22 protein-coding genes are annotated in these 24,004 nt (G+C 72.0%); 15 read left to right on the top strand and 7 right to left on the bottom strand.

Going from position 1 to position 24,004, the window contains the following annotated elements; translation table 11 throughout:
• Window positions 1-59 precede the first annotated feature (59 nt).
• The 4 genes from H4W80_RS03430 to H4W80_RS03415 are packed head-to-tail and all read left to right on the top strand — an operon-like array spanning window position 60 to window position 3,938.
• A complete protein-coding gene (locus tag H4W80_RS03430; protein ID WP_318786680.1) occupies window positions 60-1,007 on the top strand; it encodes a carbohydrate ABC transporter permease in 948 nt (315 codons plus the stop codon).
• A complete protein-coding gene (locus H4W80_RS03425; protein ID WP_192783722.1) occupies window positions 997-1,794 on the top strand; it encodes a carbohydrate ABC transporter permease in 798 nt (265 codons plus the stop codon). Before H4W80_RS03430 ends, H4W80_RS03425 begins: the two co-directional genes overlap by 11 nt.
• Window positions 1,795-1,806: 12 nt before the next feature.
• A complete protein-coding gene (locus H4W80_RS03420) occupies window positions 1,807-2,898 on the top strand; it encodes a glycoside hydrolase family 172 protein (protein ID WP_192783721.1) in 1,092 nt (363 codons plus the stop codon).
• 38 nt (window positions 2,899-2,936) lie between these two features.
• Window positions 2,937-3,938, top strand: coding sequence for a LacI family DNA-binding transcriptional regulator (locus H4W80_RS03415; protein ID WP_192783720.1), 1,002 nt, complete (start codon window positions 2,937-2,939; stop codon window positions 3,936-3,938).
• Window positions 3,939-3,942: 4 nt separating this feature from the next.
• Here H4W80_RS03415 and H4W80_RS03410 read toward each other — a convergent pair whose 3' ends face one another.
• From H4W80_RS03410 to H4W80_RS03400, 3 genes are all read right to left on the bottom strand, one after another.
• Entirely contained in the window at window positions 3,943-4,368 is a 426-nt protein-coding gene (locus H4W80_RS03410; protein ID WP_192783719.1) for a nuclear transport factor 2 family protein, read from the bottom strand.
• Between the two features lie 58 nt (window positions 4,369-4,426).
• Complete coding sequence (locus tag H4W80_RS03405) at window positions 4,427-4,636, bottom strand: hypothetical protein (RefSeq protein ID WP_192783718.1); 210 nt, start codon at window positions 4,634-4,636, stop codon at window positions 4,427-4,429.
• 76 nt (window positions 4,637-4,712) lie between these two features.
• Window positions 4,713-5,363 (bottom strand): TetR/AcrR family transcriptional regulator, encoded by a 651-nt coding sequence (locus H4W80_RS03400; protein WP_192783717.1) that lies wholly within the window; start codon window positions 5,361-5,363, stop codon window positions 4,713-4,715.
• Between the two features lie 233 nt (window positions 5,364-5,596).
• Here H4W80_RS03400 and H4W80_RS03395 point away from each other — a divergent pair, with 233 nt between their 5' ends.
• The 4 genes from H4W80_RS03395 (at window position 5,597) to H4W80_RS03380 (ending at window position 9,005) form a co-directional block, all read left to right on the top strand.
• Entirely contained in the window at window positions 5,597-6,817 is a 1,221-nt protein-coding gene (locus H4W80_RS03395; RefSeq protein ID WP_318786679.1) for a cytochrome P450, read from the top strand.
• Window positions 6,818-6,831: 14 nt separating this feature from the next.
• Window positions 6,832-7,026, top strand: coding sequence for a ferredoxin (locus H4W80_RS03390; RefSeq protein ID WP_192783716.1), 195 nt, complete (start codon window positions 6,832-6,834; stop codon window positions 7,024-7,026).
• Between the two features lie 184 nt (window positions 7,027-7,210).
• Window positions 7,211-7,408, top strand: coding sequence for a hypothetical protein (locus H4W80_RS03385; RefSeq protein WP_192783715.1), 198 nt, complete (start codon window positions 7,211-7,213; stop codon window positions 7,406-7,408).
• A 232-nt stretch (window positions 7,409-7,640) separates the two neighbouring features.
• Window positions 7,641-9,005 carry an ankyrin repeat domain-containing protein gene (locus H4W80_RS03380; RefSeq protein WP_192783714.1) on the top strand — a complete coding sequence of 455 codons (1,365 nt, stop codon included), beginning with the start codon at window positions 7,641-7,643 and terminating at the stop codon, window positions 9,003-9,005.
• A gap of 281 nt (window positions 9,006-9,286) precedes the next feature.
• Here the strand turns inward: H4W80_RS03380 and H4W80_RS03375 are convergent, their stop codons facing one another.
• Together H4W80_RS03375 and H4W80_RS03370 are read right to left on the bottom strand one after the other, a co-directional pair.
• Window positions 9,287-10,063 carry a hypothetical protein gene (locus tag H4W80_RS03375; protein WP_192783713.1) on the bottom strand — a complete coding sequence of 259 codons (777 nt, stop codon included), beginning with the start codon at window positions 10,061-10,063 and terminating at the stop codon, window positions 9,287-9,289.
• A 31-nt stretch (window positions 10,064-10,094) separates the two neighbouring features.
• Window positions 10,095-11,675 (bottom strand): FAD-dependent monooxygenase, encoded by a 1,581-nt coding sequence (locus tag H4W80_RS03370; protein ID WP_192783712.1) that lies wholly within the window; start codon window positions 11,673-11,675, stop codon window positions 10,095-10,097.
• 388 nt (window positions 11,676-12,063) lie between these two features.
• On the opposite strand from H4W80_RS03370, the gene H4W80_RS03365 reads away from it, so the two are divergent.
• A complete protein-coding gene (locus H4W80_RS03365) occupies window positions 12,064-12,411 on the top strand; it encodes a ribosomal maturation YjgA family protein (protein ID WP_192783711.1) in 348 nt (115 codons plus the stop codon).
• Between the two features lie 6 nt (window positions 12,412-12,417).
• Here the strand turns inward: H4W80_RS03365 and H4W80_RS03360 are convergent, their stop codons facing one another.
• The gene (locus tag H4W80_RS03360; protein ID WP_192783710.1) at window positions 12,418-13,200 is read right to left on the bottom strand and encodes an alpha/beta fold hydrolase; all 783 of its coding nucleotides are present in this window, start codon (window positions 13,198-13,200) and stop codon (window positions 12,418-12,420) included.
• 12 nt (window positions 13,201-13,212) lie between these two features.
• Entirely contained in the window at window positions 13,213-13,776 is a 564-nt protein-coding gene (locus H4W80_RS03355) for a permease (protein ID WP_192783709.1), read from the bottom strand.
• A gap of 188 nt (window positions 13,777-13,964) precedes the next feature.
• On the opposite strand from H4W80_RS03355, the gene H4W80_RS03350 reads away from it, so the two are divergent.
• The 6 genes from H4W80_RS03350 (at window position 13,965) to H4W80_RS62400 (ending at window position 23,997) form a co-directional block, all read left to right on the top strand.
• Window positions 13,965-16,670, top strand: a complete 2,706-nt coding sequence (locus H4W80_RS03350; RefSeq protein ID WP_192783708.1) for a helix-turn-helix transcriptional regulator — start codon at window positions 13,965-13,967, stop codon at window positions 16,668-16,670.
• Window positions 16,671-16,737: 67 nt separating this feature from the next.
• On the top strand, window positions 16,738-17,322 hold the full coding sequence (locus H4W80_RS03345; RefSeq protein WP_192783707.1) for an RNA polymerase sigma factor: 585 nt from the start codon (window positions 16,738-16,740) through the stop codon (window positions 17,320-17,322).
• Entirely contained in the window at window positions 17,322-18,377 is a 1,056-nt protein-coding gene (locus H4W80_RS03340) for a CU044_5270 family protein (protein WP_192783706.1), read from the top strand. Before H4W80_RS03345 ends, H4W80_RS03340 begins: the two co-directional genes overlap by 1 nt.
• Window positions 18,378-18,453: 76 nt before the next feature.
• On the top strand, window positions 18,454-19,332 hold the full coding sequence (locus H4W80_RS03335) for a hypothetical protein (protein ID WP_192783705.1): 879 nt from the start codon (window positions 18,454-18,456) through the stop codon (window positions 19,330-19,332).
• A gap of 173 nt (window positions 19,333-19,505) precedes the next feature.
• The gene (locus H4W80_RS03330; RefSeq protein WP_192783704.1) at window positions 19,506-22,469 is read left to right on the top strand and encodes a S8 family serine peptidase; all 2,964 of its coding nucleotides are present in this window, start codon (window positions 19,506-19,508) and stop codon (window positions 22,467-22,469) included.
• A 337-nt stretch (window positions 22,470-22,806) separates the two neighbouring features.
• Window positions 22,807-23,997: a cytochrome P450 gene (locus H4W80_RS62400; protein ID WP_192783703.1), complete on the top strand. Its 1,191-nt coding sequence runs from the start codon at window positions 22,807-22,809 to the stop codon at window positions 23,995-23,997.
• Window positions 23,998-24,004: the final 7 nt, after the last annotated feature.

Genomic DNA, 24,004 nt, shown 5'->3' with positions numbered 1-24,004 from the left:
CGGGCACAGCCGCGCCGGAGGCACCCGGCGGGCGGCCCCCTGAGCGAGAGGCGGTAGTGGTGGCCACATTGGTCGATCCGGGTACGGCGGTCGCCGGCGAGGCCGCGCCCCGCGTGTGGTGGACCCGGCGCAGGAAAGAGGCGCTGGCCGGGTACGTGTTCGTCGCGCCCGACCTGCTCGGCCTGCTCGTCTTCGTCGGCCTCCCCATGGTGCTGGCCGTCGGCGTGTCGCTGTTCAGCGTGGACGGGTTCGGCGGCTACACCTACGTCGGCCTGGACAACTTCCGCCAGATGGCCGAGGACGCGCAGCTCTGGCAGAGCGTCAAGGTGACGCTGACGTACATGGTGACCTTCGTCCCCATCGGGTTCGTCGTCAGCCTCGGGCTCGCGCTGCTGGTCCGCGACCACTTCCCCGGCGTCGGCCTGGTGCGCACGATGTTCTTCCTGCCGCACGTCATCAGCCTCGTCGTGGTCGGCGTGGTGTGGCAGTTCCTGCTGGCCGACAAGCAGGGCGCGGTGCCCGCGCTGCTGCGGCCGGTGGGGCTGGGCGACGTGTCGTTCCTGGGCAACCCCGCGCTGGCGCTCGGGTCACTGGTGGTGATCAGCATCTGGTTCCTCATGGGGTATCAGATGCTGATCCTGCTGGGCGGGCTCAAGGACATCCCCAAGGAGTATGAAGAGGCGGCGCGCGTCGACGGGGCCACCTCGTGGCAGCGCTTCCGCCACGTCATCTGGCCGCTGCTCCGCCCGACCAGCTTCTTCGTGCTGGTCAACTCCACCGTCGGCGCGGTGACCGGCCTGCAGGCCTTCGACCTCGTCTACGTGCTGACCAAGGGCGGTCCGGCCAACAGCACGTCCAGCGTGGTCTTCTACATCTACCAGCAGGCCTTCACCTTCAACAACTACGGCTACGCGGCGGCGCTGACCACGGTCGTGGTCGGGTTCCTGGTCGTGGCCACGGGGCTGATGTTCGGGCTCACGAAGGGAGGCAGGTTCGATGTCGGTTAGGCTGCGCGCCCTCGTCGGGTACGTGCTGGCGGCCGTCACGGTGGCGCCGCTGGTCTGGCTGCTGGTGACGGTGCTCAAGCCGGCGGACGAGCTGTTCGAGGTGGCGCTGCCCAGCCGCTTCACCTTGGACAACCTGCTCTACGTGCTGACCGAGGTGCCCATCGGCAGGTACATGCTCAACAGCCTCGTCGTCTCCGTGGCCGTCACGGTGGTCGCGCTCGTGCTGCACTCGATGGCCGCCTACGCGCTGGCCCGGCTGCGCTTCCCCGGGCGGCAGGTGATCTTCTCGATGATCGTCTCCACGCTGCTGGTGTCGCTGCCGGTGATCCTCGTGCCGCTGTTCCTGGTGGCCAGGCAGCTCGGGCTGCTCGACACGTACGCGGGGCTGATCCTGCCGGCGATCTTCCACGCGTTCGGGATCTTCCTGCTCCGGCAGTACTACCTGACGATCCCGCGCGAGCTCGAAGAGGCGGCAGATCTCGACGGATGCGGATATTTCCGGCGCTGGTGGCAGGTGGTCGTGCCACTCAGCCGTCCCGTGCTCGCCTCGCTCGCCGTGCTGTTCTTCCTGGCCAACTGGAACGCGTTCCTCTGGCCCTTGACCGCCACCCGCGACCCCGAGCTGCGCATGGTGCAGGTCGGCATCGCCACCCTCCAGGGCCAGTACGGCTCGGCCTGGAACTACGTCCTGGCCGCGACGGTGATCGCGGCCGTGCCCACCTTGATCGCGTTCGTGCTCGGCCAGCGCCGCCTGGTCGAGGCGATCAAGACCTCCGGATTGAAGTGAATCGAGGAACATATGAGCTACGGCAACCACGGCAGCAGCCTGCGTGACCTGCCCCGGCTGCGGGCCTCCAGGCGCAAGCGGGTCTCCAGCTACGACCGCACGGGCGGCAACGAGGACCGGCTGACCGTCGAGGCCGGCACCACCGTGACCCTGGCCGACATCGAGGGCCCCGGCTCGATCAACCACATCTGGTGCACGGTGGCGCTCCCGCTGAAGGACGTGCCGGACGCGGTGGACGTCGACTACCTGCGCAGGCTCGTGCTGAAGATCACCTGGGACGACCAGGAGCACCCCAGCGTGCTGGTGCCGCTCGGCGACTTCTTCGGCATGGGCCACGCCAAGACCGCGAACTTCGTCTCCGCGCCGCTGCAGATGAGCCCGCAGGACGGCAAGAGCTTCAACTCGTGGTTCCACATGCCGTTCGCGAGCCGCGCGAAGGTGGAGCTGATCAGCGAGCTGTCGGCCGAGCCGGTCTTCTTCTACTACTACGTCGACTACGAGCTGTTCGACTCGGCGGCCGAGGACCTCGGCTACTTCCACGCGCAGTGGCGCCGCGAGCGGCCCACCGACGGGGTCCCGCAGGGCACCCAGAGCAACCGCGAGTACCAGGTCGAGGGCATCAACGACACGGGCGACGGCAACTACGTCATCCTCGACGCCGAGGGGCGCGGCCACTACGTGGGCTGCGTGCTCAACATCCGCAACCTGCGCGAGACCAGCGACTGGAACTGGTACGGCGAGGGCGATGACATGATCTTCATCGACGGGGAGCCGTTCCCGCCCTCGCTGCACGGCACCGGCACCGAGGACTACTTCAACACCGCGTGGTGCCCGACGCAGACCTACCACGCGCCCTACCACGGCATCACCATGCCCGGCGGGGACAACTGGAGCGGCGAGATCTCCCTCTACCGCTTCCACGTCGAGGACCCGATCACGTTCACCGAGTCCATCAGGGTGACGATCGAGCACGGCCACGCCAACAAGCGCTCGGACGACTTCTCCTCGGTCGCCTTCTGGTACCAGACGCTGCCGCACAAGCCGTTCGGGCTCGCGCCGGTGGCGGAGCGGTTGCCGTTCCCGCCGCCGTCCCCACGGGCGTAATCGATTTCTCCTGCCCCTGTCTCCGAGATCGGACGAGGTTGATCAAGATCCAAGATGTCGCGCGGCACGCCGGGGTCTCCGCCGCGACGGTCTCCCGCGTGCTCAACGGCCGTTCCACGGTCAACCCGGAACTGGCGGGACGGGTGCTCGCGGCCGTGCGGGAGCTCGGCTACCGGCCCAACGGGGTGGCGCGCAATCTCAGGCGCAGGCAGACGACGTTGTGGGCGGTGCTGGTCTCCGACGTCGGCAACCCGTTCTTCACCTCTCTCGTACGGGGGGTGGAGGACGGGGGCCGGCAGTTCGGGTACTCGGTGGTCCTGTGCAACACCGACGAGAACCGGGCTCGGGAGGCCGAGTACATCGCGGTGGCGCTGGCCGACAACATGGCCGGCGTGATCATCTCCCCGGCGGACGACTCGACGGACATCTCCGCCCTGGTCGCCGCCGGCACCGCCGTCGTCACCATCGACCGCGAGCTGGCCGAGACCGAGGTCGACGCGGTGATGGTGGACAACGAGAAGGGCGCGGAGATGGCGACCGCCCACCTGCTGGCGTCCGGCTACCGGCGGATCGCGTGCATCACGGGCCCGCGGCGGATGTCCACCGCCATGCGGCGGCTGCGCGGCTACCATCGGGCGCTGCGCGCGGCCGGCGTGCCGGTGGATCGCGCCCTGGTGCGGCACGCGGACTTCCGGGAGGAGGGCGGCTACTCGGCCATGGCGGCGCTGCTGGACGAGGGGGTGGAGATGGACGCCGTGTTCGCGGCCAACAACCTCATGACGGTGGGGGCGGTGGAGTGCCTGACCGAGCGGGGGGTGCCGATCCCCGGGCAGGTGGGGGTGATCGGGTTCGACGACATCCCGTGGGCCCGGCTGTTCCGGCCCGGGCTGAGCACGGTCCGGCAGCCGACGTACGAGCTGGGGCGGGCGGCGGCGCAGCTGCTGGCCGGCCGGATCGACAACCCGGCCCGGCCGGCGGCCCGGATGGTGCTGCAGACGGAGCTGCACCCCCGCGAGAGCTCCCGCCCCCGGCACGGCTGAGAGCTCAGGACTCGAGGCCGCCGAGGGCTCGGGCGACCGTGAGGCTGTCCTCGTAGATGTGGTAGCGGGTGATGAGCCCGTCCTCGACGGTGAGGTGCAGCGCGAACGGCGAGGTATAGGCGGTGCCGCTCTCACGTACCGTCTGCGCGATCTCCCCGAGCACGACGGCGTGCGCCCCGTCGACCAGGATGCGCGTCACCGACGTGCCGTTCAGCTCGGGCACGTGGTGGGCCTCCAGCGACCGGAAATGGTCCGCCACCTCCGTGCGGCTGGACCTGGGCCGGATCCACGGCACCGCGGGATGCCCCTCGGCGGGCCAGTCGAGCTGCCAGTCGACCGGCTCGGCGAACATCTCCGCGGTGCGGGGATGGTCGCCCTTGGCCATCCTGCGCAGCAGCTCCTCCACGACGTCACGGGTGTCAGTGCTCATACCCCCACCCTCGCGTCAAAAGGCACGCGGCGTCGATTACCTCCGACGTAAGGGAACCTCAGCGGGTGTGCAGGTGAAGGGGCGGCGACTCCCAGGCGCGGAGCGTGCCGTTGTGGTGCCGGATCGGGGGCGCGGTGAGCTCCATGCGGGCACCCGGCGGGCCGGCGCGGTGAGCGCTGATGCCGCTGCTGCTCATCACCCGGGACCGCGCCGTCATGGGATCCTTCGCCGGCTCGCGGCGGATGACCGCCCTGATGACCGCGATCACAACGGCTACCTGCTCTTCGAACAGCTCCTCGGCTCCTGATTCGCTGATGGCCTCGCGCCGAGGACGGCGGCTCGGCTCAGCTGTCCCGGACGGGGGCCCGCCACATCGCGACGATCGCGTCGATCAGGCCGTCGGCCGTGTCGTCCCAGGTGGGCCGGAAGGTGGGCGTGTGTTCGGCCAGGGCCCGCTCCCGCTCGACGCACATCTGCACGATGAGGTGGCGGGCCATGGTGGTGCGTTCGCGCTGGAGACCTGGAGGCAGGCCGGGCAGGCACCGGGCCAGGCCGTCGCTGAAGTGCCGCAGCACCGGGGCGGCGGTCAGGGCCTCGTCCACCATGATCGCGTTGAACGCGGGGTCGGCCATGACCTGGGCGGCGAAGCGGGCGTACCAGGTGGGGCTGCCCAGGGTCTCCAGGTGTTCGGTGAGCGGGCGGACCAGGCAGGCGACCCAGTCGCGCAGGTCGGTGGAGCCGTCGATGCCAGCCATCATGCGTTCGCGGATGCGCTCCATCTGCTCGGCGTGCTTGCGGGCGATCGCGCGGATCAGGTCGGCCTTGGCGCCGAAATGGTAGCTGACCGCGGCGTTGTTGCCCTGCCCGGCGGCCTCGCTGATCTGGCGGTTGCCGACGGCGTGCACGCCGCGTTCGGCGAACAGCCGCTCGGCCGCGGCCAGGAGCGCCTCCCGGGTCGCGCTGACCTGCTCGTCCCGTGTCATCTTGCTCGTCATCGTCGTTCACCGCACCGGGACTTTCGCGCAGCCCTCGACGGCCCGGTCCCACAGACCGCCGAGGGTCCTCGGCCGTGCCGGCGAGGCGTGACGGAAGGACAGCTTATTCAAGCGACGGACCGCGGGCCGCTCCGGCTTGACAGGTAACCGTCCCACGCTAGGGTTTAAATCAATCGGTTGATTTAACCGCCGTCGCGTGTGCGGCTCGCTGAAACGCCTTCCAGGAGGAAACAGTGACGACAATCCCGGAGTACGACATCGCCAGATCGGCGAGGTGCCCGCTGGATCCGGCGCCCGCGATGCGGGCCCGGCAGGAGGAGGGCCCGCTGACCCGGGTCCGGCTGTGGGACGGCGGCACCGCGTGGCTGGTGACCGGCCACGCCGAGCACCGCGCCGTGCTCGGCCATCCCGAGGTCAGCGTCGAGCCCGCGCGCGGCCTCCCCCGGCTCTCCCCCGCGGAGGCCGCGGGCATGGACAGCATGGCCAAGGAGGGCTCGAGCGGCCTCGGCTTCATCATGATGGACGACCCCGAGCACGCCCGGCTGCGGCGGATGGTGACCTCCGCGTTCACGGTCAAGCGGGTGGAGGCGATGCGCCCCGCCACCCAGGAGATCGCGGACGAGCTGATCGACCGGCTGCTCGCCGGTCCGAAGCCCGCCGATCTCGTCGAGGCGTTCGCGCTGCCGCTGCCCTCGCTGGTGATCTCCAACCTGCTCGGCGTCCCGTACGACGACCACGAGTTCTTCCAGGCCAACAGCAGGACCATCATCAACCGCAACTCGGCTCCGGCGGAGCGCGGGCAGGCCCAGCGGCGGCTGGCCGAGTACCTGGACGGGCTGATCGGCGAGAAGCTCGCCAAGCCCGGCGACGACCTGCTGTCCGGGCTGGTCGAACGGGTCAAGGCCGGTGAGCTCTCCCGGCAGGAGGCCGCCCGGATGGGCGTGCTGATGCTGTTCGCCGGCCACGAGACCACCGCGAACATGATCACGCTGGGCACGCTCGCCCTGCTGCGGGACCCCGCGCAACTGGCCCTCCTGCGCGAGAGCGACGACCCGAAGCTGATCGCCTCGGCGGTCGAGGAGCTGCTGCGCTACCTGACGATCACCCACGGCGGGCTGCGGCGGGTGGCGCTGGCGGACATCGAGATCGCCGGCCAGGTCATCCGGGCCGGCGAGGGCATCATCACGGTCAACGAGACCGCCAACCGCGACCCGTCCGTCTTCCCCGACCCCGACCGGCTGGACCTCCGGCGCAACCCCCGGCTGCACGTGACCTTCGGGTACGGGGTGCACCAGTGCCTGGGCCAGCCGCTGGCGCGGATGGAGCTGCAGGTCGCCTACCCCGCCCTCCTGCGGCGGATCCCCACCCTGGCGCTCGCCACCGAGCTGGAGCAGATCCCGTTCAAGCACGACGGGTTCGTCTACGGGGCCTACGAGCTGCCCGTCACCTGGTGACCGAGGAGGACACCGTGAAGATCATCATCGACCAGGACAAGTGCGTCGCGTCCGGGCAGTGCGTCATGGCCGCCGACGACGTGTTCGACCAGCGGGACGAGGACGGGGTCGTGGTCCTGCTGAACGACGACCCGTCGCCCGGGCGGCTGGCGGACGTGCGGCAGGCCTCCCTGGTCTGCCCCGCCCTGGCCATCACCGTCGAGGCCTGACCGCCGGCGGCCGGGGCCTTCGGCGAGGTGCCGGTCGCGACCGCGGAGGACATGGACCGCGCCGTGGCCGCCGCCCGCGCCCTCGGCCCCGCCACCCCTCGATCCCGCCACCCCTCGACCCCGCCACCCCTCGATCCCGCCATGCCTCGACCCCGCCGCCGGCGACCCGGCCGAGCAGGTCCGCGTGGCGCTCAGCGGCCTGCTCCTCGCGCTCTTCGTCGCGACGCTCAGCAGCACCGTGGTCACGACCGCGCTGCCGAAGATCATCGGCAAGCCCGGCGTACGCCTGGGCGACGGTGTCGCGGGCGATGCCCAGGTCGAGCGCGAAGGCCTGATACGGCGGCAGCCGCGAGCGCGAGCCACGCCGTCCGGGTGTCATTGATCGCCACACGCCCGGCGGGGCGCCGCGAGACCGCGCCTGCGCCCTGCAGGCATGGATCGCTTCCTGACGGTTGCCTCCGCGCGGAGCCGATCACTATTCTGAATGAAGCGTGCGAGGGCGCTGCCAGTCCGCGGGCAGGGATCTTCCCACCTCGAGCAGCACGTCAACGCACTGGACAAGACCAACCTCTTTCCGGCCGGGCAAGCGGACCTCGGCGACGAAGGAGGTTGTCATGTCCGATCGTCATTTCGAGCTGCCGGCCCATCCGAACCTGGAGTACTACCGCAAGCAGGCCAAGCACCTGCATCACGCGTACGCGGCGGGCGATGCGGCAGCCGAAGCCCGAGTCGCCGACGTGCTGGGCGAGCGGGCCGCCGACCGGTTCCTGCTCAGCGACGCCCAGTTCGTGCTCGCTCAGGAACACGGATTCCGGACCTGGGCCGATTTTCGCGCCCACGTCGAAAGCCGCGCTACCACCGAAGAACGGCCGGTCTCCCGCCTTCTGGGCATCAGGCCGGGCATCTACGACTCGATGGCCGACGCCCTCCTCGTCGAGTTGCGCCGCGACGATCCCGGCGCGCTGCGACGGTTGCGGGCCTACGTGCCCCGGCACGCCACCGCGACCTCTGCCGTGACCGCCGAGTTTCGCGACGCGCAGCTGATCATCGCGCGGGAGCTCGGCTTCCCGACCTGGCGGGAGCTCGTGTCGTTCGCCGACAAATCCCGGCGAGATCTCGACGAACGCCGGGAGCGGCGGCGGCGCCTGCACCGCGAGGCCGAAGCGCTGCTGGCCGGCGACACCGATCAGCTGGCCGGTCTGAACGCCTCGCAAGCCGACACCCTGCTGCACATGCTCGCGGGCCCCGAGCTGATCCCCGGTGTCCGGCTCCAGAAGGAGCTCGGCGTGCCACGCGCAGCGGTCGAGGTCCTGCTCGGCAAGGCCACCGACCTGGATCTCCCGCTGACCTGGGCTGCCCGCTGCGACCGGGTCGAATACGTGCGCCTGCTGCTCGACGCCGGCGCCGACCCCGGCATCCGGAAATGGGGCAGCACCCCGCTGGAGAACGCCATTTACCACGACCACACGGAGGTCGTCGACCTGCTCGCCGAGCACGGGATCGTCCCCCAGGCGCTCTGGACGTATGCCGCCTGCGGCCGGCTGGATCTGGTGCGGGCCTGTTTCGACGCGGACGGCGGCCTCCGGCCGGACGCCGCGTCGGCACGCCCCGACCTCGCCGACACCGGCGCAGGCTTTCCGTCCCGGCTGCCGGCGACCGATGATCCGGAGGAGATCGTGGGCGAGGCGTTCGTCCACGCCTGCCAGCACGGCCGGATCGAGGTCGTGCGCTGGTTCCTCGACCGCGGCGTCCATCCCGACGTCGCGCCCTACCTCGGGCGGACCGGCCTGCACTGGGCGATCCCGGGCGGTCGTCTCCACGTGATCCGCCTGCTCCTGGAGCGCGGTGCCGACCCATCCATCCGGGACGATCTCCTCCGAATCGACGCCCACGGCTGGCTGCGCATATTTCACGCCGCTCACCCGCACGATCCCGCGACCCTGCGGCTCCACGATCTGATCGGGGCTCGATCGCGCTGAGGTACTGCCGCGGGCCGGGCTGCCCACCGCGCGGGATGGCTGCGCTCCGCCGAGCGAAAGGGCTTCGTCCGCGAGCAGTACTGCGGTGCCCTGTTCGCGCCCGGCCAGAACGGCGCCGCCGCCTGGTGACCGCCGCCCCGCTGACCGATCAACGCGACACCTGAGGCCAGGATCACTGAGGATGGACATCCCCTGTCGGACACCGGGGCGGTTACGCGTCATGGGCGAACTCCTCGACGCCGCCGGCACCTGCGGCTTCGTGACGGAGACGAACGCACCGCTCATTCTTCGAGCTTGGTGGTCACCTTTTTGGCATCCGGCGCCTTGATGGAGACCTTGCCTCCCCAGCCCGTGAAGCGAGTCTCGACGGCGAACGTCTTGCCCTCCCAGGTGCCGCTGTCGAAGACGCCGGTCGCCGCATAGGAGCTGGTCACCTTGGTGACGAGCCCCGCGGCGCCGACCGTGAGGGTGTAGGAGACCTCGGTGTCGTTGTGGGACCGGAGGGGGATCGACGCGTGGAACCACGGCGACACCTTGTCGAGCTCCTTGAAGGTGATCTTGCCGGTGTAGGCGTTCTTGACCTTCTTGGCCTTATTGATCAGCCTGGCCAGCGTCGCGGGCTCGACGGGATTGATCGGCTGCCCGAAGTATCCCGCGGCGCCGCCGTAGAAGTCGTCCGACTTGTACCAGCTCTTGCCCGCCGGCATCTTCTTCTTCCACATGCCGCCGGAGAGGTAGGTGACCTTTCCGATCGCGATCGCGCGCTCGGGGATGTTCATGCCGGAGACCGCGCCCAAAGGTCCGGACATCTTGGCCGTGATGTCGGCGGCGGCCATGCCCTTCTTGCTGAACTGGAAGGCTCCCTGGCGCCGCATGAGCAGTTCTTTGCCGTCGTCGTCCACCGTGGTGGTGGTGTCGGCGAAACGAACGCCGTGACCGGCCACCAGCTGGGCCTTCAGCGCGCGGACCGGGTCTTTCGGCGCCGCCTGGGTGGGGGTGGCGGTCATCAGCAGAGTGCCGCAAACGGTGGCCGTGAACACCGTCATGGATTTCTTCATGACGCTGATCGTCCCAAGAAATGATCACATTTCAGGCTTGGTGCCGAGCCGCCTCCAGATGGATCAGGGGGGAGGAGTACATCGGCTCCGACGGGTGGCGGGCCGGGGTGCGGGAGGCGATGTAGCCGTCGGGGCGGATGAGCACGGCGGTGTCCTCGTGGATGTCGTAGACGCCGTGCGCGTCGCCGTCGGTGTCGATGACCGTGTCAGGACCGGCCGCCGCGGGGTCGGTGGTGACGCGGACCGTACGCACCGGAGCGGCCGGAGCATCGTGCGGTACGGGATGGCCGCGGTCGAAGGTCAGCAGGGTCCAGTGCGGGCCGCGCAGCAGGTCGAAGAGGCGGATCCGGTCGCCGGAGGCGGGGTCGTGGCAGACGGCGTCGGGCGCGCGGTCGCCGGGACGGACACGGGCCGGTACGGACCGCGGCAGCTCATGGGTGAGCGGGCTGTCGGGGTAGGCGATGGTGAGCCCGGTGGTGAAGTCCCCGGTGAGGCCGCGCTGCGCGGACGCCCCGTCACCGTCGGCGGCGGCCCGCGTGACGGCCCGCAGCCGGGAGGTGCTGTCGTCGAGGACGGCCCGCGCGACGGGGCGCCGCTCCTGTTCGTAGGTGTCCAGCAGCCCGGGGCCGGCGCCGTCGAGGACGGCGGCGAGTTTCCAGCCGAGGTTGTAGGCGTCCTGGATGCCGGTGTTCATGCCCTGGCCGCCGGCCGGTGAGTGGATGTGCGCGGCGTCCCCGGCGAGCAGGACGCGGCCCACCCGGTAGCGGTCGGCGAGGCAGACGTTGATCTTGTAGAGCGACAGCCAGCTCGCGTCGGCGATGGTGACCTCCGGCAGCCCGGCCCGGGCGGCGAAGAGGTCCCGGAACAGATCGAGCGACGGCTGGACGGGATCCGCGTCGCCGGCGGGGATGGACGCCTGGAACTGCCAGAGGTCGGTGCCGGGCAGCGGGAACAGCGACAGGATCCCGTGCTCCGGGCTCATCCACAGGTGCTGGCAGTGCCGGTCCAGGCCGTCGATCCGCACGTCACCGAGCCACCAGCGGTGATCTCCGTAGGAGACGCCCTCCAGCCGCGCGCCGATCAGCTCCCGTACGAGACTGCGGCCGCCGTCGCAGCCGACGGCGTAGCGAGCACGTACGCGCTGTTCGCCGGCGGCCGTCCGCACGGTCACCTCGACGGCGTCGCCGTCCTGCGCCACCCCGGTCACCGCCGTCCCCCACTCGACCGTGCCGCCCAGCTGGGCCAGGCGATCTCGCAGGATCTGCTCGAACCGCGGCTGCGACAGCCACACCGGCGCGTACGGAACCCCCGGGTCCGCCATCCCGACGGCCGCCTCCACCGCCTCGGAGACCACCCGGTCGCGGTCGTAGTGCCGGGTCGGCACGTGCACCGCGCCCGCCCGCAGCACGTGGTCGACGACCCCGAGATCGTCGGCGACCTCGAGCGCGCGCGGCTGGATCGTCTTGGCCCGCGAGGCCGTGCCGGGCCCTTCGGCCCGGTCGACGATCCGGAAGCCGACACCGCGGCGAGCCAGGTCGCACGCCAGGGTCAGCCCGGTCGGCCCGGCGCCGACGATCAGCACATCTGTCGAGGCCGCGTCGTTCGTCGTCATCGTTGTGCACCCACTTCAAGAGATCTCGTGTTTCCCCGGACGGGTCGGCCCGGCTCGCTCAGCATCGAAGACGCCCTCCACCCGGAACAAGATCAATTCTGGCAACGGAGCATAACCTCTGACTTATGGGTCCGGGATGACGTCCCGCCGTCGCCGGCATCCCGGGCGTGGAGGTCCGCCACCTGTCCGGGCCGGCCCCGAAGCGTGCGCGATGACCTCAGCGTGGCCGCCTCCGTGCCGTTGACCAGCCCGGTGGTGTACGGACTCCGCCCGGCCACCGTGCGCCGGGCCGTCCGGCACGAGGCGGACGTCCCCTGGGCCGCCCTTTGGGCGGGGCGTCCTCGCGCTGTTGTCGCAGTGAGCCCCAATACGTCGATAACGTGACCCGGTGCCCCGCCTACCCGTTCTCTGCGCAGCCGTCCTGACCGTCGCGGCCGGGTTGGGGGTGCGCGTGTTCTTCGACGGCCCGGTGCCGAAGTACGCGGGCGACGCCCTCTACACCGTGCTGATCTACACGCTCGTGGTGCTGATCCTCCCCCGGGTACGCCCCTGGGTGGCGGCGGCGCTGGCGGCCGGGGCGAGCTGGGTGATCGAGTTCGCCCAGCTCGGGGAGATCCCGGCCGTGCTGCGGCCGCTGCTGGGCAGCACGTTCAACCCGCCCGACCTCTTCTGGTACGCGGTGGGCGCGGCGGCGGCCTGGGCCGCGCACACGCTCTGGCTGCGCAGAGCGGGATGAGCGCGGTCAGAACGCGTTCTTCAGGAAGGGCAGCAGGGCCTCGGCCGTACGCTCGGGACACTCCGACATCGGGTAGTGCCCCGCGCCGTCGATCAGGACGGCCTGCCCGCGCAGCAGCGACGCCTGGGTCCGCGCCTCGGCCGCCGGGTCGGGGAAGTCGGGGTCTTTCGCGCCCATGAGGACCAGGGCCGGGCAGCGGACCTGGGCGATGGCCCGCTCGGCGTCGGGTTCGCGGTCGAGGAGCATGGCGCGCATCGCGGCGCGCCGTTTCGGGTCGCGCAGCATGGCCACCAGTGCGGCGCGGTGTCCGGCCAGGTCGGCGGGCCGGGCCGTACGGTGCGCCAGGGCGTAGTAGAGGCTCCACAGCCGCGGGGAGGCGGCGATCAGCCGGACCAGCGCGCGGACGGCGGCGTTGAGGGGGACGGCCCTGATGAAGCCGTCGATCGCGACGATGCCGGCCACCCGCTCGGGCGCCTCCGCGGCGGCGCGGATGACGCCGCCCGCCGCGTAGGAGTTGCCGAGCAGGACGGCGCCGGGCGCGTCCAGCTCCTCCAGCAGGGCCACGAGGTCGCCGCCCACCGCGGACTGGGAGTAGTCCGCCCAGTCCGCCGAGGACTCCCCGTGGCCGCGCAGGTCCGTCGTCACCACCCGGTACCCCGCTTCCACCAGCGGCGGGCGCAGGAACCGGTAGGCGCCGCGGGTGTCCCCCAGACCGGGTACGCACACGACGAGCGGCCCCTCGCCGGCGCAGTCGTAGGCCAGGCGGCCGCCCGGAACGTCAACGAACATGTCGCCACCTCCCTAACTGAGGACGTCCACGACCAGCCCCAACGCGAGCAGCAGGGCCATGGCGCCGCCGGAGACCATCGCGCGCCAGGTCACCGTGGCGCGCTCCCGTACCGAGCGGAAGTACAGGACCGCGCCGACCACCACGAGAACCCCTTCGACGACGGCCGTGAGCCAGGGGATCTGCCACAGTCCGAGCCCGAGCAGCGGCAGGTCACCGGCGTTTCCGGGCAGCAGCGGCAGGTCGGCGCGGTGGACGAGCAGGTCGAGCAGCCAGTGGCTGAACGTCACCGCGCCCAGCACCCACCCGGCCGTGCGGCCCCACCGCCAGGCCCCGAAGCCGCCGAAGAGCGCCGACAGCAGCAGCGCGCCGAGCAGTGAGTGGGTGTACTGCGCGTCGATCAGCGCCTCGCCGTAGGTGCCCGGGGCGACGGCCTGGAAGGACTCGATGCCGCCCGCCAGGTACAGGATCACGAAGATGACGTCCAGGAACTGCGTGGCGAGCATGAGCGACCACAGCGGGACGCGGGGCTGTCTGGCCTTGACGGCGGCGGCCAGACCGAAGTGTCCGACGAACATTCAGCGTCCCTCCTTGGAGACCGGGGTTCGGGTGGCCCAGCGGTCGAGCCACCCGCACAACACGACGAACAGCAGCAAGAAAAGTAAGAAATCCATGTCTCTCCTCACGTGGCGGTACCGACGTTAGGGAGGCAGAGCGTCCGCCCGGTATCGGACGATTGTCTGGTGGCGCGGGACGCTACATTCTGATGGTGCTGTGGGGACGGGAGAGGGAGCAGGCGCGGATCGACGCGCTGCTCGCGCAGGCCAGGGACGGCCGGAGCGGGAGCCTGATCCTGCGGGGCGAGCCCGGGATCGGCAAGTCCGCGCTCCTCGACCACGCCGCCCGGTCCTGCGAGGACATGCGTCCGCTGCGCGGCACCGGCATCGAGACCGAGGCCGAGCTGCCCTTCGCGGCGCTCCACCTGCTGCTGCGCCCGGCCCTCGACCGGATCGGCAAACTTCCGGCGCCGCAGGCCAGGGCGCTGGAGGGCGCGTTCGGGCTCGCCACCGCGCCGGAGGACCGCTTCCTCATCGGCCTGGCCGCCCTGTCGCTGCTCACCGAACTGGCCGAGGACGGCCCGCTGCTCTGCCTGGTCGACGACGCCCAGTGGATGGACCGGTCGTCGGCCGAGGCGCTGCTGTTCGCGGCCCGGCGGCTGCACTCGGAGGGGATCGCCCTGCTGTTCGCGGCCAGGGACGCCTTCCACGCGCCCGGGGTGCCCGAGTTGCGGCTCGACGGCCTCGACCGGCGGGCCGCCGGCGATCTGCTGCGCGAGCGCACGCCCGGTCTGGGCCCCGCCGTACGGGAGCGGATCCTCGCCGAGAGCGGCGGAAACCCGCTCGCCCTGATCGAGCTGCCCCGGATGCCCGATTCGCCGCACCATGCGCAGGAGCCGCTGCCGCTGCCGCGCCGGATCCAGGAGGCGTACGAGGCGCGGATCGCCGTCCTGCCGCCGGACAGCCAGACGATGCTGCTGGTCGCCGCCCTTGACGACGCGGGGGATCTCGATGTCGTCGTGCGCGCGGCCGGGCGGCTGGGGGTCGATGCCGCCGCCCTGGGCGCGGCCGAGCGCGCCGGATTCCTGTCCGCCGCCGGCGGGCTGCTGTCCTTCGGCCACCCGCTGATGCGGACGGCGGCGGCGCGGCGAGCGGCCTACGACGAGCGCCTGGCCGTGCACCGCGCCCTGGCCGGCGTGCTCGACGACGAGCAGGACGCCGACCGCCGCGCCTGGCACCTGGCCGCCACCGTGACCGGCCGCGACGAGCCGATCGCCGCCGCGCTCGAACAGGCGGCCGGCCGCGCCCGTGAGCGCGCCGGCCACGCCGCGGCCGCCGCGGCCCTGGAGCGGGCCGCCCGGCTCACTCCCGGGCTGGCCGAACGTGCCCGGCGGCTGGCTCTGTCGGCCGAGGCCGCCGCGGACGCCGGCGCCCTGGAGCACGCGCAGGTCCTGGCCGATCAGGTCCGGCGGCTGGGCGACGACCCGCTGACCCTGGCGAGGCTGGCGGGGCTGCGCGGCCGGATCGCGTTCGACCGGGGCGCGGTGCGGGAGGCCCACCGGATCCTCCTCGACGGCGCCGCCGCCATCGCCGGCCTGGACCGCAGGGGCGCGGCGCTCCTGCTGCTCGACGCGGTGCGCAACGCCTGGTACCTCAGCGATCCGGCGGCCGTCGCCGAGTCCTCGGCGCGGCTGGCCGGCCTGCCGCTGACGGCGGAGGACGGGCTGGACGGGTTCGTGCGGGCGGCCCGCGCGATGGCCGACTTCCTGGCCGGCGACCTGGAGCGGGCGCTGCCGCCCTTCCGCGAGCTCATCGCCCTGGCCGCGGCGATCCCCTCCGGCATGACGGCCCTGCGGATCAGCATCTGCTCGCTGGCCGGGATCTCGGGCGACTTCGGCAACGGGCTCGCCATCGCCCACTCGGCGATCGAGGAATGCCGGGCCGACGGCATGATCGGGCTGCTGCCGCTCGCCCAGGCGGTGCTGGCGATCCACCAGATGTACCTCGGGCGCTTCCGCGACGCCGTCACGACCGCGACCGAGGGACGCCGGCTCGCCACCGACATCGGCCAGACGCACCGCATCGCGCACTTCGAGAGCGTCATGGCCATGGCGGCCGCCGTCCAGGGGCGGGAGCAGGACTGCCGTGAGCTCGCCGAACGCACGATCGCGCACGTCAGCGCCCATCCGGTGGCGACGATCGTGGGCTGGGCCGAGTGGGCGCTCGGCCTGCTGGACCTCGGTCAGGGCCGGTTCGAGGCCGCGCTGGAGCGCTTCGACGCCGCCGCCCGCGGGCCGCTGCGGCACCAGATCATGCCCGTCTACTTCGCCCCCGACCAGATCGAGGCCGCCGTACGGCTGGGCCTGCCCGACCGCGCCGCCGGACCGCTCGCCCGCTTCGAGTCCTGGGCCGGCGCCGCCCGCCGGCCGTGGGCGCAGGCCGTCCTGCACCGCTGCCGGGCCCTGCTCGCCACCGGGGACGCGGAGGCGGAGCGGCATTGGGAGCAGGCCGTGCGTTCGCACGCCGACGCGGACCGGCCGTACGAACGGGCCCGTACCGACCTGCTCTACGGCGAGTGGCTGCGCCGCGCCCGCCGCAAGAACGAGTCCAGGACCCGCCTGCGCTCGGCGCTGGAGACCTTCGACCGCGTCGGCGCCGCGCCGTGGGCCGAGCGGGCGCGCGCCGAGCTGCGCGCGGCGGGCGAGACCGTCGCCCAGGGCGCCCCCGACCTGGCCGCCTCGCTCTCTCCCCAGGAACTGCAGGTGGTACGCCTGGCCGCCACGGGTGTCACCAACCGGGAGATCGCCGCCCAGCTGTTCCTGAGCCCCAAGACCGTCAGCCACCACCTGTACCGCGCCTTCCCCAAGCTCGGCGTCACCACCCGCACCGAACTCGCCCGCCTCGACCTGGGCTGACGGCGGGCGTGAAGAAAAACGGCTGAGCGGCGAATTCCGGGGTGACAGTTCCCTCCGAAAGGACGCCATGGCTGCACCACCTGACGCCAGTGACGTGATGGAAGACGTCACCGTGGTCGAGCGGTCGATGGACAACCCTGACCTTTTCGCCCTCCTGTACGACCGATACTTCACCGAGCTCTACCGATATCTGGCCGCCCGGCTCGGCAGCGAGCACGTCGAAGACCTGGTCGCGGACGCCTTCCTGATCGCGTTCAACGGCAGAGGCGGCTTCGACCCGCAACGGGGCACCGTGCGGTCGTGGTTGTACGGCATCGCGACGAATGTCGTGGCCCGGCACCGCCGCAGAGAGGGCCGCCGGCTGAACGCCCTCAGCAAGGTGCCCGCCGAGGACTCCGCCGACGGGCCCGAGGACCGGGTGACCTCGCAGCTCGCGGCGCAGGCCAGCAGGCCGGAGCTGGTACGCGGGCTGAAAGGGCTCGCGAAGGGCGATCGCGACGCGGTGTTCCTGCTCGTGTTCGGCGGGCTCGGCTACGAGGAGATCGCCACCGCGCTGGACATACCGATCGGGACCGTCGGGTCCCGCATCAACAGGGCGAGAAAGAAACTGCGTACCGCCCTGGGCGACGTCAACCCCATGAGGGAGTGGTGATGGACGAGCTCAAGCTGATCGAGGCCGTGTTCGCGGAGCCGGACCCCACGCCGCAGGCCGCCGCGGCGGGGCGGGACCGCTTCCTCCGGCAGGCCCAGCAGGCACAGGCGTCCCAGGCCGGCCGTCCGCGCCGCAGGTGGGCCAGAGCGCTGCCCGCCCGGCGCGTGGTCCTGGTCGGCGCGATGGCGGTGACGCTCACCGCCGGCATCCTCGTCACCGAGGTGGGTCTGGGCGGCTCCGCCCCGCACACCCCCGCGAACCTGCTCGCCGCGCCCCCGGCCGACGCCAGGGCGCTGCTCACCCTGGCCGCGCGGGCCGCCGCCGACCAGAGTGACACGGTGCCGTCCCGCGGCCAGTACGTCCACACCAAGACACTCGCCCAGCAGAGCCTGTACACCAAGGACAAGTCGGGCGCGATGCAGTACACCAAGGTGCTGGTCAACGAGGAGCGCTGGGAGGCGGCCGACGTGGGCAAGCCCTGGCTGAGCCGCAGGCAGGCCCTGTCGGCCACGGGACCGGCGCCCCGGAATTTCTGGGACCGCGGCACCGAGGACATCCTCTACGAGTCGTCGGGCTGCCCCGGCCGGCCGGCCTACGCCCGGCTGGGCGCCTGGCCGACGGATCCCGCCCAGGTGCGCGCGAAGATCGTGGCCGACACGGGCGAGGCGCCGCTGCGCATCTGGTCCTCCCTCAAGAGCCTGATCCGCGAGTCCGTGGTGCGGCCCAGCCTGGGCGCCGCCCTCTACCGGGTGGCCGCCGGGCTGGACGGCATCGCGCTCATCGGCGACACCGTGGACGTCTCCGGCCGCCCCGGGCTGGCCGTCGCCATGGACGAGGGCGACGGCACCCGGTCCGAGCTGATCTTCGACCGGCGGACCTATCAGTATCTGGGCGAGCGCACGGTGGTCACCAAGGCCAAGACGGTGAAGCTGCCCGAGGGCGAGTACACCGAGAAGACGGGCGCGGTGAACGGCGTCGCCGTGCTCGCCGTCGATCTCGTCCCCAGCCTGCCCGAGGTGTCGCCGAAGGCGTCCCGCATGAAGATCCCCTGCTGAGACCTTCCCCCTGATCCGGCCTTTCCGGCCGGGAGTTCAGTTTCGCATGCCCACATTTCAACGAAGGAGCACACCCATGTTCATCGCCAAGGCCGTCGCGGCCACCCTGCTCGCCGGCTCGTTCGGCGCTCTGGCCGCATCGCCGGCGGACGACGCCGCGTACGACAAGCAGCGGCAGCTGGAGGACAAGCGCGTCGCCTGCATGACGGAGCAGGGCCTCACCTACGTGGCCGCGCCGGCGCCCCAGCGCCAGTGGCAGCCCGGGGAGCGGGAACGGCTCTCGGGCGATCTTGAGGCGCTGCGGACGTACCGGGCCAAGTACGGCTTCGGCGTCTGGTCCCCGAACGTCTATCCCAAGGACGAGGTGGTCAACCCCACGTCGCCGGACAACCCGAACAACAAGACGCTGATGTCGCTCTCGGCCGCAGAGCTGAAGAAGTGGCGCGCGGCCGACGACGCCTGCTTCTCCCAGGCGGTCAAGGAGGTGCTGGGCAAGACCGTCACCTCCCAGGAGGACTACTACGACCGGCTCGAGGCGGCGGTGGACAAGTCGCTGAGCGTCCTCGACCAGGACAAGGAGCTCGTGCGGCTGGGCAAGCAGTTCGGAGCGTGCCTGGGGGTCGGCGAGACCCGGCCGACCGCGCTGGACGGTCTGAGCCACACGAAGATCGTGCGGCAGGCCTCGGAGGTCGCCAGGAAGGCCTGGAAGGGCGAACTGCCCAAGGCCCCGAAGGGCAAGACCGTCATCTTCCGGCCGAACCTGAAGCCGGCGCAGGCCAAGCCGTACCTGGACAAGGAGATCAAGGCGGCGCTGAAGGACCTGGAGTGCGGCAAGGCCTTCTACCCCGCCTACTCGCCCAAGGCCGTGGAGATCACGTCGCGGGTCTACCAGGAGTTCGGCAGGGAGGGCGCGGCCCAGGCGATCACGTCCCGGATCTACCGGAAGGTCGTCTGACCGGACGGTAAGGGCGGGCCGCTCGCACAGCACCCCGGGCGGCCCGCCTCACCCAGCAGAAAGGCGTGCTTATGATCAAGGTTCTGCTCTCACTGGCGCTCTTAGGCGCTCCCCCGCTCCCCGGAGCGCCTCCCCCGGCTCCCGGCGCAGCTCCGCCCCGGGCCGCGGGAACGGTGACGCTGCTGACCGGGGACAGGGTCGTGGTGAGCGCCTCAGGCCATCGCGTCGAGCCCGCGCAGGGCAGGCGTGTGCGCTTCACGATCCGCGAACGTGACGGCCACCTCATCGTCATCCCCTCCGACGCCGCCCCGCTCATCGCGCGCGGTGTCCTCGACGAGCGGCTCTTCGACGTGACCGGGCTGCTCTCCTCCCGGTACGGCGACGCCGACCGCCCCGACATCCCGATCATCACCCAGTCGGGCCTGCCCGCGGGGGCCAGGCAGGCCCGCGGCTTCGCCGACCTCGGCCTGACCGCGGGCGGCATCCGCAAGGACACCGCCGTCCAGACGTGGCGGCAGCTCACCTCGGCCCGCGCCCGGCCGGGCAAGATCTGGCTCGACGCCCTGGTCCCCTTCGCCCTCGACCGGAGCGTCAAGCAGATCGGCGCTCCCCAGGTGTGGGAGAAGGGGCTGACCGGCAAAGGCGTCACGGTGGCCGTGCTGGACACCGGCTACGACGCCACCCACCCCGATCTCAAGGACGTGGTGACCAAGTCCAAGAACTTCACCGACGACCCCGACGGCGACGACTACGGCCACGGCACCCATGTGGCCTCGATCGTCGCCGGGGCCGGGCAGAAGTACCGCGGCGTGGCCCCCGGGGCCACTCTTGCCGTCGGCAAGGTCGGCAACCAGTTCGGAGCCCCATACTCGGCGATCCTCGCCGGGATGGAGTGGGCCGCCGGCGAGGCCGGGGCCAAGGTCGTCAACATGAGCCTCGGCGGCCAGGACACTCCCGGTCTCGACCCGCTCGAACTGGCCGTGAACACGCTGTCGGCCACCAAGGGCACGCTCTTCGTGGTCGCCGCGGGCAACGACGGCGAGCCCGGCACCGTGAACTCGCCGGGCAGCGCGGACGCGGCGCTCACCGTGGGGGCGGTGGACCGCGACGACCGGACGGCCGAGTTCTCCAGCCGGGGCCCGCGCTCGTTCGACCACGCGGTCAAACCGGACATCTCCGCGCCCGGAACCGACATCGTGGCCGCCCAGCTCGGCGGGGGCCACATCGCGCACAAGGGGACCTCGATGGCGGCGCCGCACGTCGCGGGGGCCGCCGCCATCATCGCCCAGCGACATCCCGACTGGAACGGCGAGCGGATCAAGGCGGCGCTGGTCGAATCGGCCAAAGCCGGCGCCGGCATCTTCGACCAGGGCGGCGGGCGCGTCGACCTGGTCGCCGCCACCGAGCGCACGCTCGTGGCCGAGCCCGTCAGCGTCTCCGCCGCCCACCTGTGGGGCTCCCCCGGCGACCGGGCCACCACCAGAACGGTCACGTACCACAACACCGCCGACACCCCGATCACGCTGGACCTCAAGGCCGAGGGTGAGGTGCTGAAGCTGCCGGTGGACAGGCTCGAGGTGCCCGCGCGGGGGCAGGCCCAGCTCACGCTGACCCTCGACGCCACGGGCAAGGCGCCGGGCGACTACCCCGGCGTCGTCACGGCCACGGCCGGCGGACAGAGCGTGCGCACGCTCGCGAACGCCTGGGTCGAGCCCGAGTCCTACGACGTGTCCGTCAAGGCCGTGGGCTCCGACGGGGCACCCACGAGCGGCTTCGGCGTGATCTACAACCTGGCGACCGGCGAGGAGCGCTGGATCGACGTCAAGGGCGACGTGACGATGCGCCTGACCAAGGGCGAGTGGAACCTCTTCGTGAACTTGGGCGAGCCCGGTCTGGACACCCTCGCGCACCGCCCGGTGAGCGTGGCCGGCCATGACGTCCAGCTCACCCTGGACGCCCGCGAAGGCAAGGAGATCCGCTTCACGCTCGACGATCCCGCGGCCGTGCGGGCGGACACCCTGGAGCAGCGGCTGTCCAACGGCGCCTGGTCCATCGCCCTCGTGCCCTTCGAGTCGCCCGGCACGCGCTACCAGGTCCTTCCCTTCCGGCAGGCGGGCCTGTCGTACATGAGCAGGAGCGTCTGGTCCCGGCCGGGCCACCGCTACGACCTCGTCGACCGCCGCGAAGGCGGCCTGCCCGAGGACCCCGGCCTCGCCGGTCGGGTCAAGGACCTGATCCGGACCACCGCCACGTACCGGGCGACGGGGACGGCGCAGGACGCGGAGGTCCTCGTGGGCGTGCAGGCCGCCGCGGGCGCCTGGGCGCTGGCGATCGTGCCCGTCAGCGTGCCGCTGCCCGGCACCCTCACCCATCACCGCACTCCCGGCCTGCGGTGGACGTCCCTCGTCAGGAGCGGCACCTGGGAGATCGCCTCCGAGGTCGCGCCGCAGGCTGCCCGGGAGGTGTGGAACGCCGCGGTGGCCGGCCCGTCGTTCGCCACGTCGGCCGGCGGCCGTACCGGGGACGAGCTCTTCTTCAGCGCGGCGCGGCTGTTCGCCGACGCCGGGGCGGGGCGCACCGGCATGGACAGGGCCGCCACCGGCGAGCTGGTGCTGGCCCGTGAGGGCGCGGTCGTGACCCGGGCGCCGGTCGCGGAGTGCACGTTCGAAGAGGGCTGCACGCTCGTCGCGATGCTGCCGCCCGAGCCCGCGGCCTACACGCTGACGGCCACCGCCAAGCGGCCCGGAGCGCTGTCCACCGCGGTGGAGTCGGTGTGGTCGTTCCGCTCGCAGCACACGGACAAGACGCAGGGGCTGCCGCTGATGGCGGTCCGCTTCGCGCCCGCCGGGCTCGACGCGGCCAACCGGGCGCGTCCGGGCTCGGTCACCAGGGTGCCGATCCGGGTCGAGCGCGCTCCGGACGCGCCGGAGCCGGCCGTGCGCGACCTCGCGCTGGAGGCCTCCACCGACGACGGCGTGACGTGGCGGGCGGTGCCCGTCGTGCGTACCGGCGGCGGATGGACCGCGCTGGTGACCAACCCGCGCGCGGGCCACATCTCGCTCCGCGCTACGGCCGGCGACCGGTCGGGGGCGGGCGTCGTCCAGACGATCACCCGCGCCTGGGCGGTCGGCTCGTAGCGGGCCACCCGGAGGGCTGACCGCGACGCCGCGATCCCGGCGCGGCGTCGCGGTCTCCGTGCGCGGCGGTAAATGCCATTTCGCCTTCGCACTTTCTCGGAGATATAGCGCCGTCTTCCTTTTGGCCGCGAATAAGCCCCGGTCAGGCGCGGCGCACACGGTCGGCGATGCCATTACCACGCAACGCGTTCATTGCCGAGATTCCACCAATTCTGTAAATTCGGTGGCGATACTCCTCACCGTTCACTTATCAACCGGCACTATTCCTGATTTGGTGTCGTCCTTGCCGCGGGCGTGCGCGTACACCCGATCTCTCGGATGCATGGGGCAGGTGGGAATGACGGCGGTCGGAGGACCGGATCGGGCCGCTCCGGGCGGGACGCGGCCGTGGCCGGGCGGGGCGGCGCGGTGGTACCGCCGGGACCCGCTGGGGTTCGTCGAGCACGCGGCCCGGGAGCGGGGCCCGGTGTTCCGGCTGCCCGACGACGGGTCGCTGTGCGTGGCCGACCCGGCGCAGGCCCTGCGGGTGCTGCACGACGAGGAGGGCCACTACGACGACGTGTCCGACTTCTTCCACGTCCGCGGCGGCCGGCTGGAGCCGCGGGAGACGCAGGTAGCGATCGGGCGGGCGGCCCGCGCGACCTTACGCGCCCATCTGGCCGCGCATCGCGAGCGGCTGCCCGCCGTGGTGGCGGAACTCGGGGAGGTCAGCGAGTGGCCCTCGGCCGGGCGCGCCGCCGCGTACCGGTTCCTGGCCGGGGCGCTGCTGCGGCCGGACAGCCCGCCGCCCCTGCGGGAGCTGATGGCGCAGGTGGTGCGGAACGACGTCCTGATCCGGCCCGGCGGCCGGCTGGCGAGCGTGCTGCGGCGGGCGCTGTGGGCGCGCGTGGTGCGGGCGCTCGCCGGCGAGGTGCTCGCCCGGCGGGCCGGTCCGCGGCCCGACCGGCCCGGCGACCTGCTGGACGCCATACTCGAGGCCGCCCCGCCCGGCACGCCCGCCGCCCAGCTCGCCCAGGTGTACCTGCTGCTGTTCCGGACCTCCGTGGCGCCCGTGGGCCACGTGGTCGCCTGGGCGCTGCTGGCGGCCGCGACCGACGGCGTCGACCTGGCGGCCGTGCCCGCGGAGTCTGCCGTACGGGAGTCGCTGCGGCTGTGGCCGGTGGCGTGGCTGATGGGCCGCCCCGTACTCCGCGCGCACCAGGTCGGCGGGGTGCGGCTGGAACCGGGAGAAAGCGTGTCGGTCTGCGCCTATCTCCTGCACCGCGACGAGCGCCACTGGCCGCAGCCCACCCGCTTCCGGCCCGGGAGATGGGACGGCCCCGGTCCCCGCGGGCCCTGGCTGCCCTTCGGCGGCGGCCCGTTCACCTGCGCCGGCGCCGTCGTCGCCCGCAACCTGGCCTGCGACCTGCTCTCCGCCGTGACGGACGGGGCCCGTCTGGAGGTACGCGGCGGTCGCGGGCGGCCCCACGTCGCGGGCATCATCACCCCTCCCCCGTTCCAGCTGCGCCGGACCCCGCATCGGACCTGACCGCCCT

The sequence above is a fragment of the Nonomuraea angiospora genome (assembly GCF_014873145.1).
Lineage (GTDB): Bacteria > Actinomycetota > Actinomycetes > Streptosporangiales > Streptosporangiaceae > Nonomuraea > Nonomuraea angiospora.
The sequence above is the reverse complement of the archived record's forward strand: the minus strand, read 5'-3'. Positions and strand labels throughout refer to the sequence as shown.

Coding starts and splice junctions, on each gene's coding strand:
- H4W80_RS03375 (WP_192783713.1), bottom strand. CDS start 10,063: ATGAAGAAATCCATGACGGTGTTCACGGCCACCGTTTGCGGCACTCTG.
- H4W80_RS03350 (WP_192783708.1), top strand. CDS start 13,965: ATGGTGCTGTGGGGACGGGAGAGGGAGCAGGCGCGGATCGACGCGCTG.
- H4W80_RS03400 (WP_192783717.1), bottom strand. CDS start 5,363: ATGACGAGCAAGATGACACGGGACGAGCAGGTCAGCGCGACCCGGGAG.
- H4W80_RS03370 (WP_192783712.1), bottom strand. CDS start 11,675: ATGACGACGAACGACGCGGCCTCGACAGATGTGCTGATCGTCGGCGCC.
- H4W80_RS03340 (WP_192783706.1), top strand. CDS start 17,322: ATGGACGAGCTCAAGCTGATCGAGGCCGTGTTCGCGGAGCCGGACCCC.
- H4W80_RS03360 (WP_192783710.1), bottom strand. CDS start 13,200: ATGTTCGTTGACGTTCCGGGCGGCCGCCTGGCCTACGACTGCGCCGGC.
- H4W80_RS03345 (WP_192783707.1), top strand. CDS start 16,738: ATGGCTGCACCACCTGACGCCAGTGACGTGATGGAAGACGTCACCGTG.
- H4W80_RS03335 (WP_192783705.1), top strand. CDS start 18,454: ATGTTCATCGCCAAGGCCGTCGCGGCCACCCTGCTCGCCGGCTCGTTC.
- H4W80_RS03410 (WP_192783719.1), bottom strand. CDS start 4,368: ATGAGCACTGACACCCGTGACGTCGTGGAGGAGCTGCTGCGCAGGATG.
- H4W80_RS62400 (WP_192783703.1), top strand. CDS start 22,807: ATGACGGCGGTCGGAGGACCGGATCGGGCCGCTCCGGGCGGGACGCGG.
- H4W80_RS03380 (WP_192783714.1), top strand. CDS start 7,641: ATGTCCGATCGTCATTTCGAGCTGCCGGCCCATCCGAACCTGGAGTAC.
- H4W80_RS03355 (WP_192783709.1), bottom strand. CDS start 13,776: ATGTTCGTCGGACACTTCGGTCTGGCCGCCGCCGTCAAGGCCAGACAG.
- H4W80_RS03420 (WP_192783721.1), top strand. CDS start 1,807: ATGAGCTACGGCAACCACGGCAGCAGCCTGCGTGACCTGCCCCGGCTG.
- H4W80_RS03425 (WP_192783722.1), top strand. CDS start 997: ATGTCGGTTAGGCTGCGCGCCCTCGTCGGGTACGTGCTGGCGGCCGTC.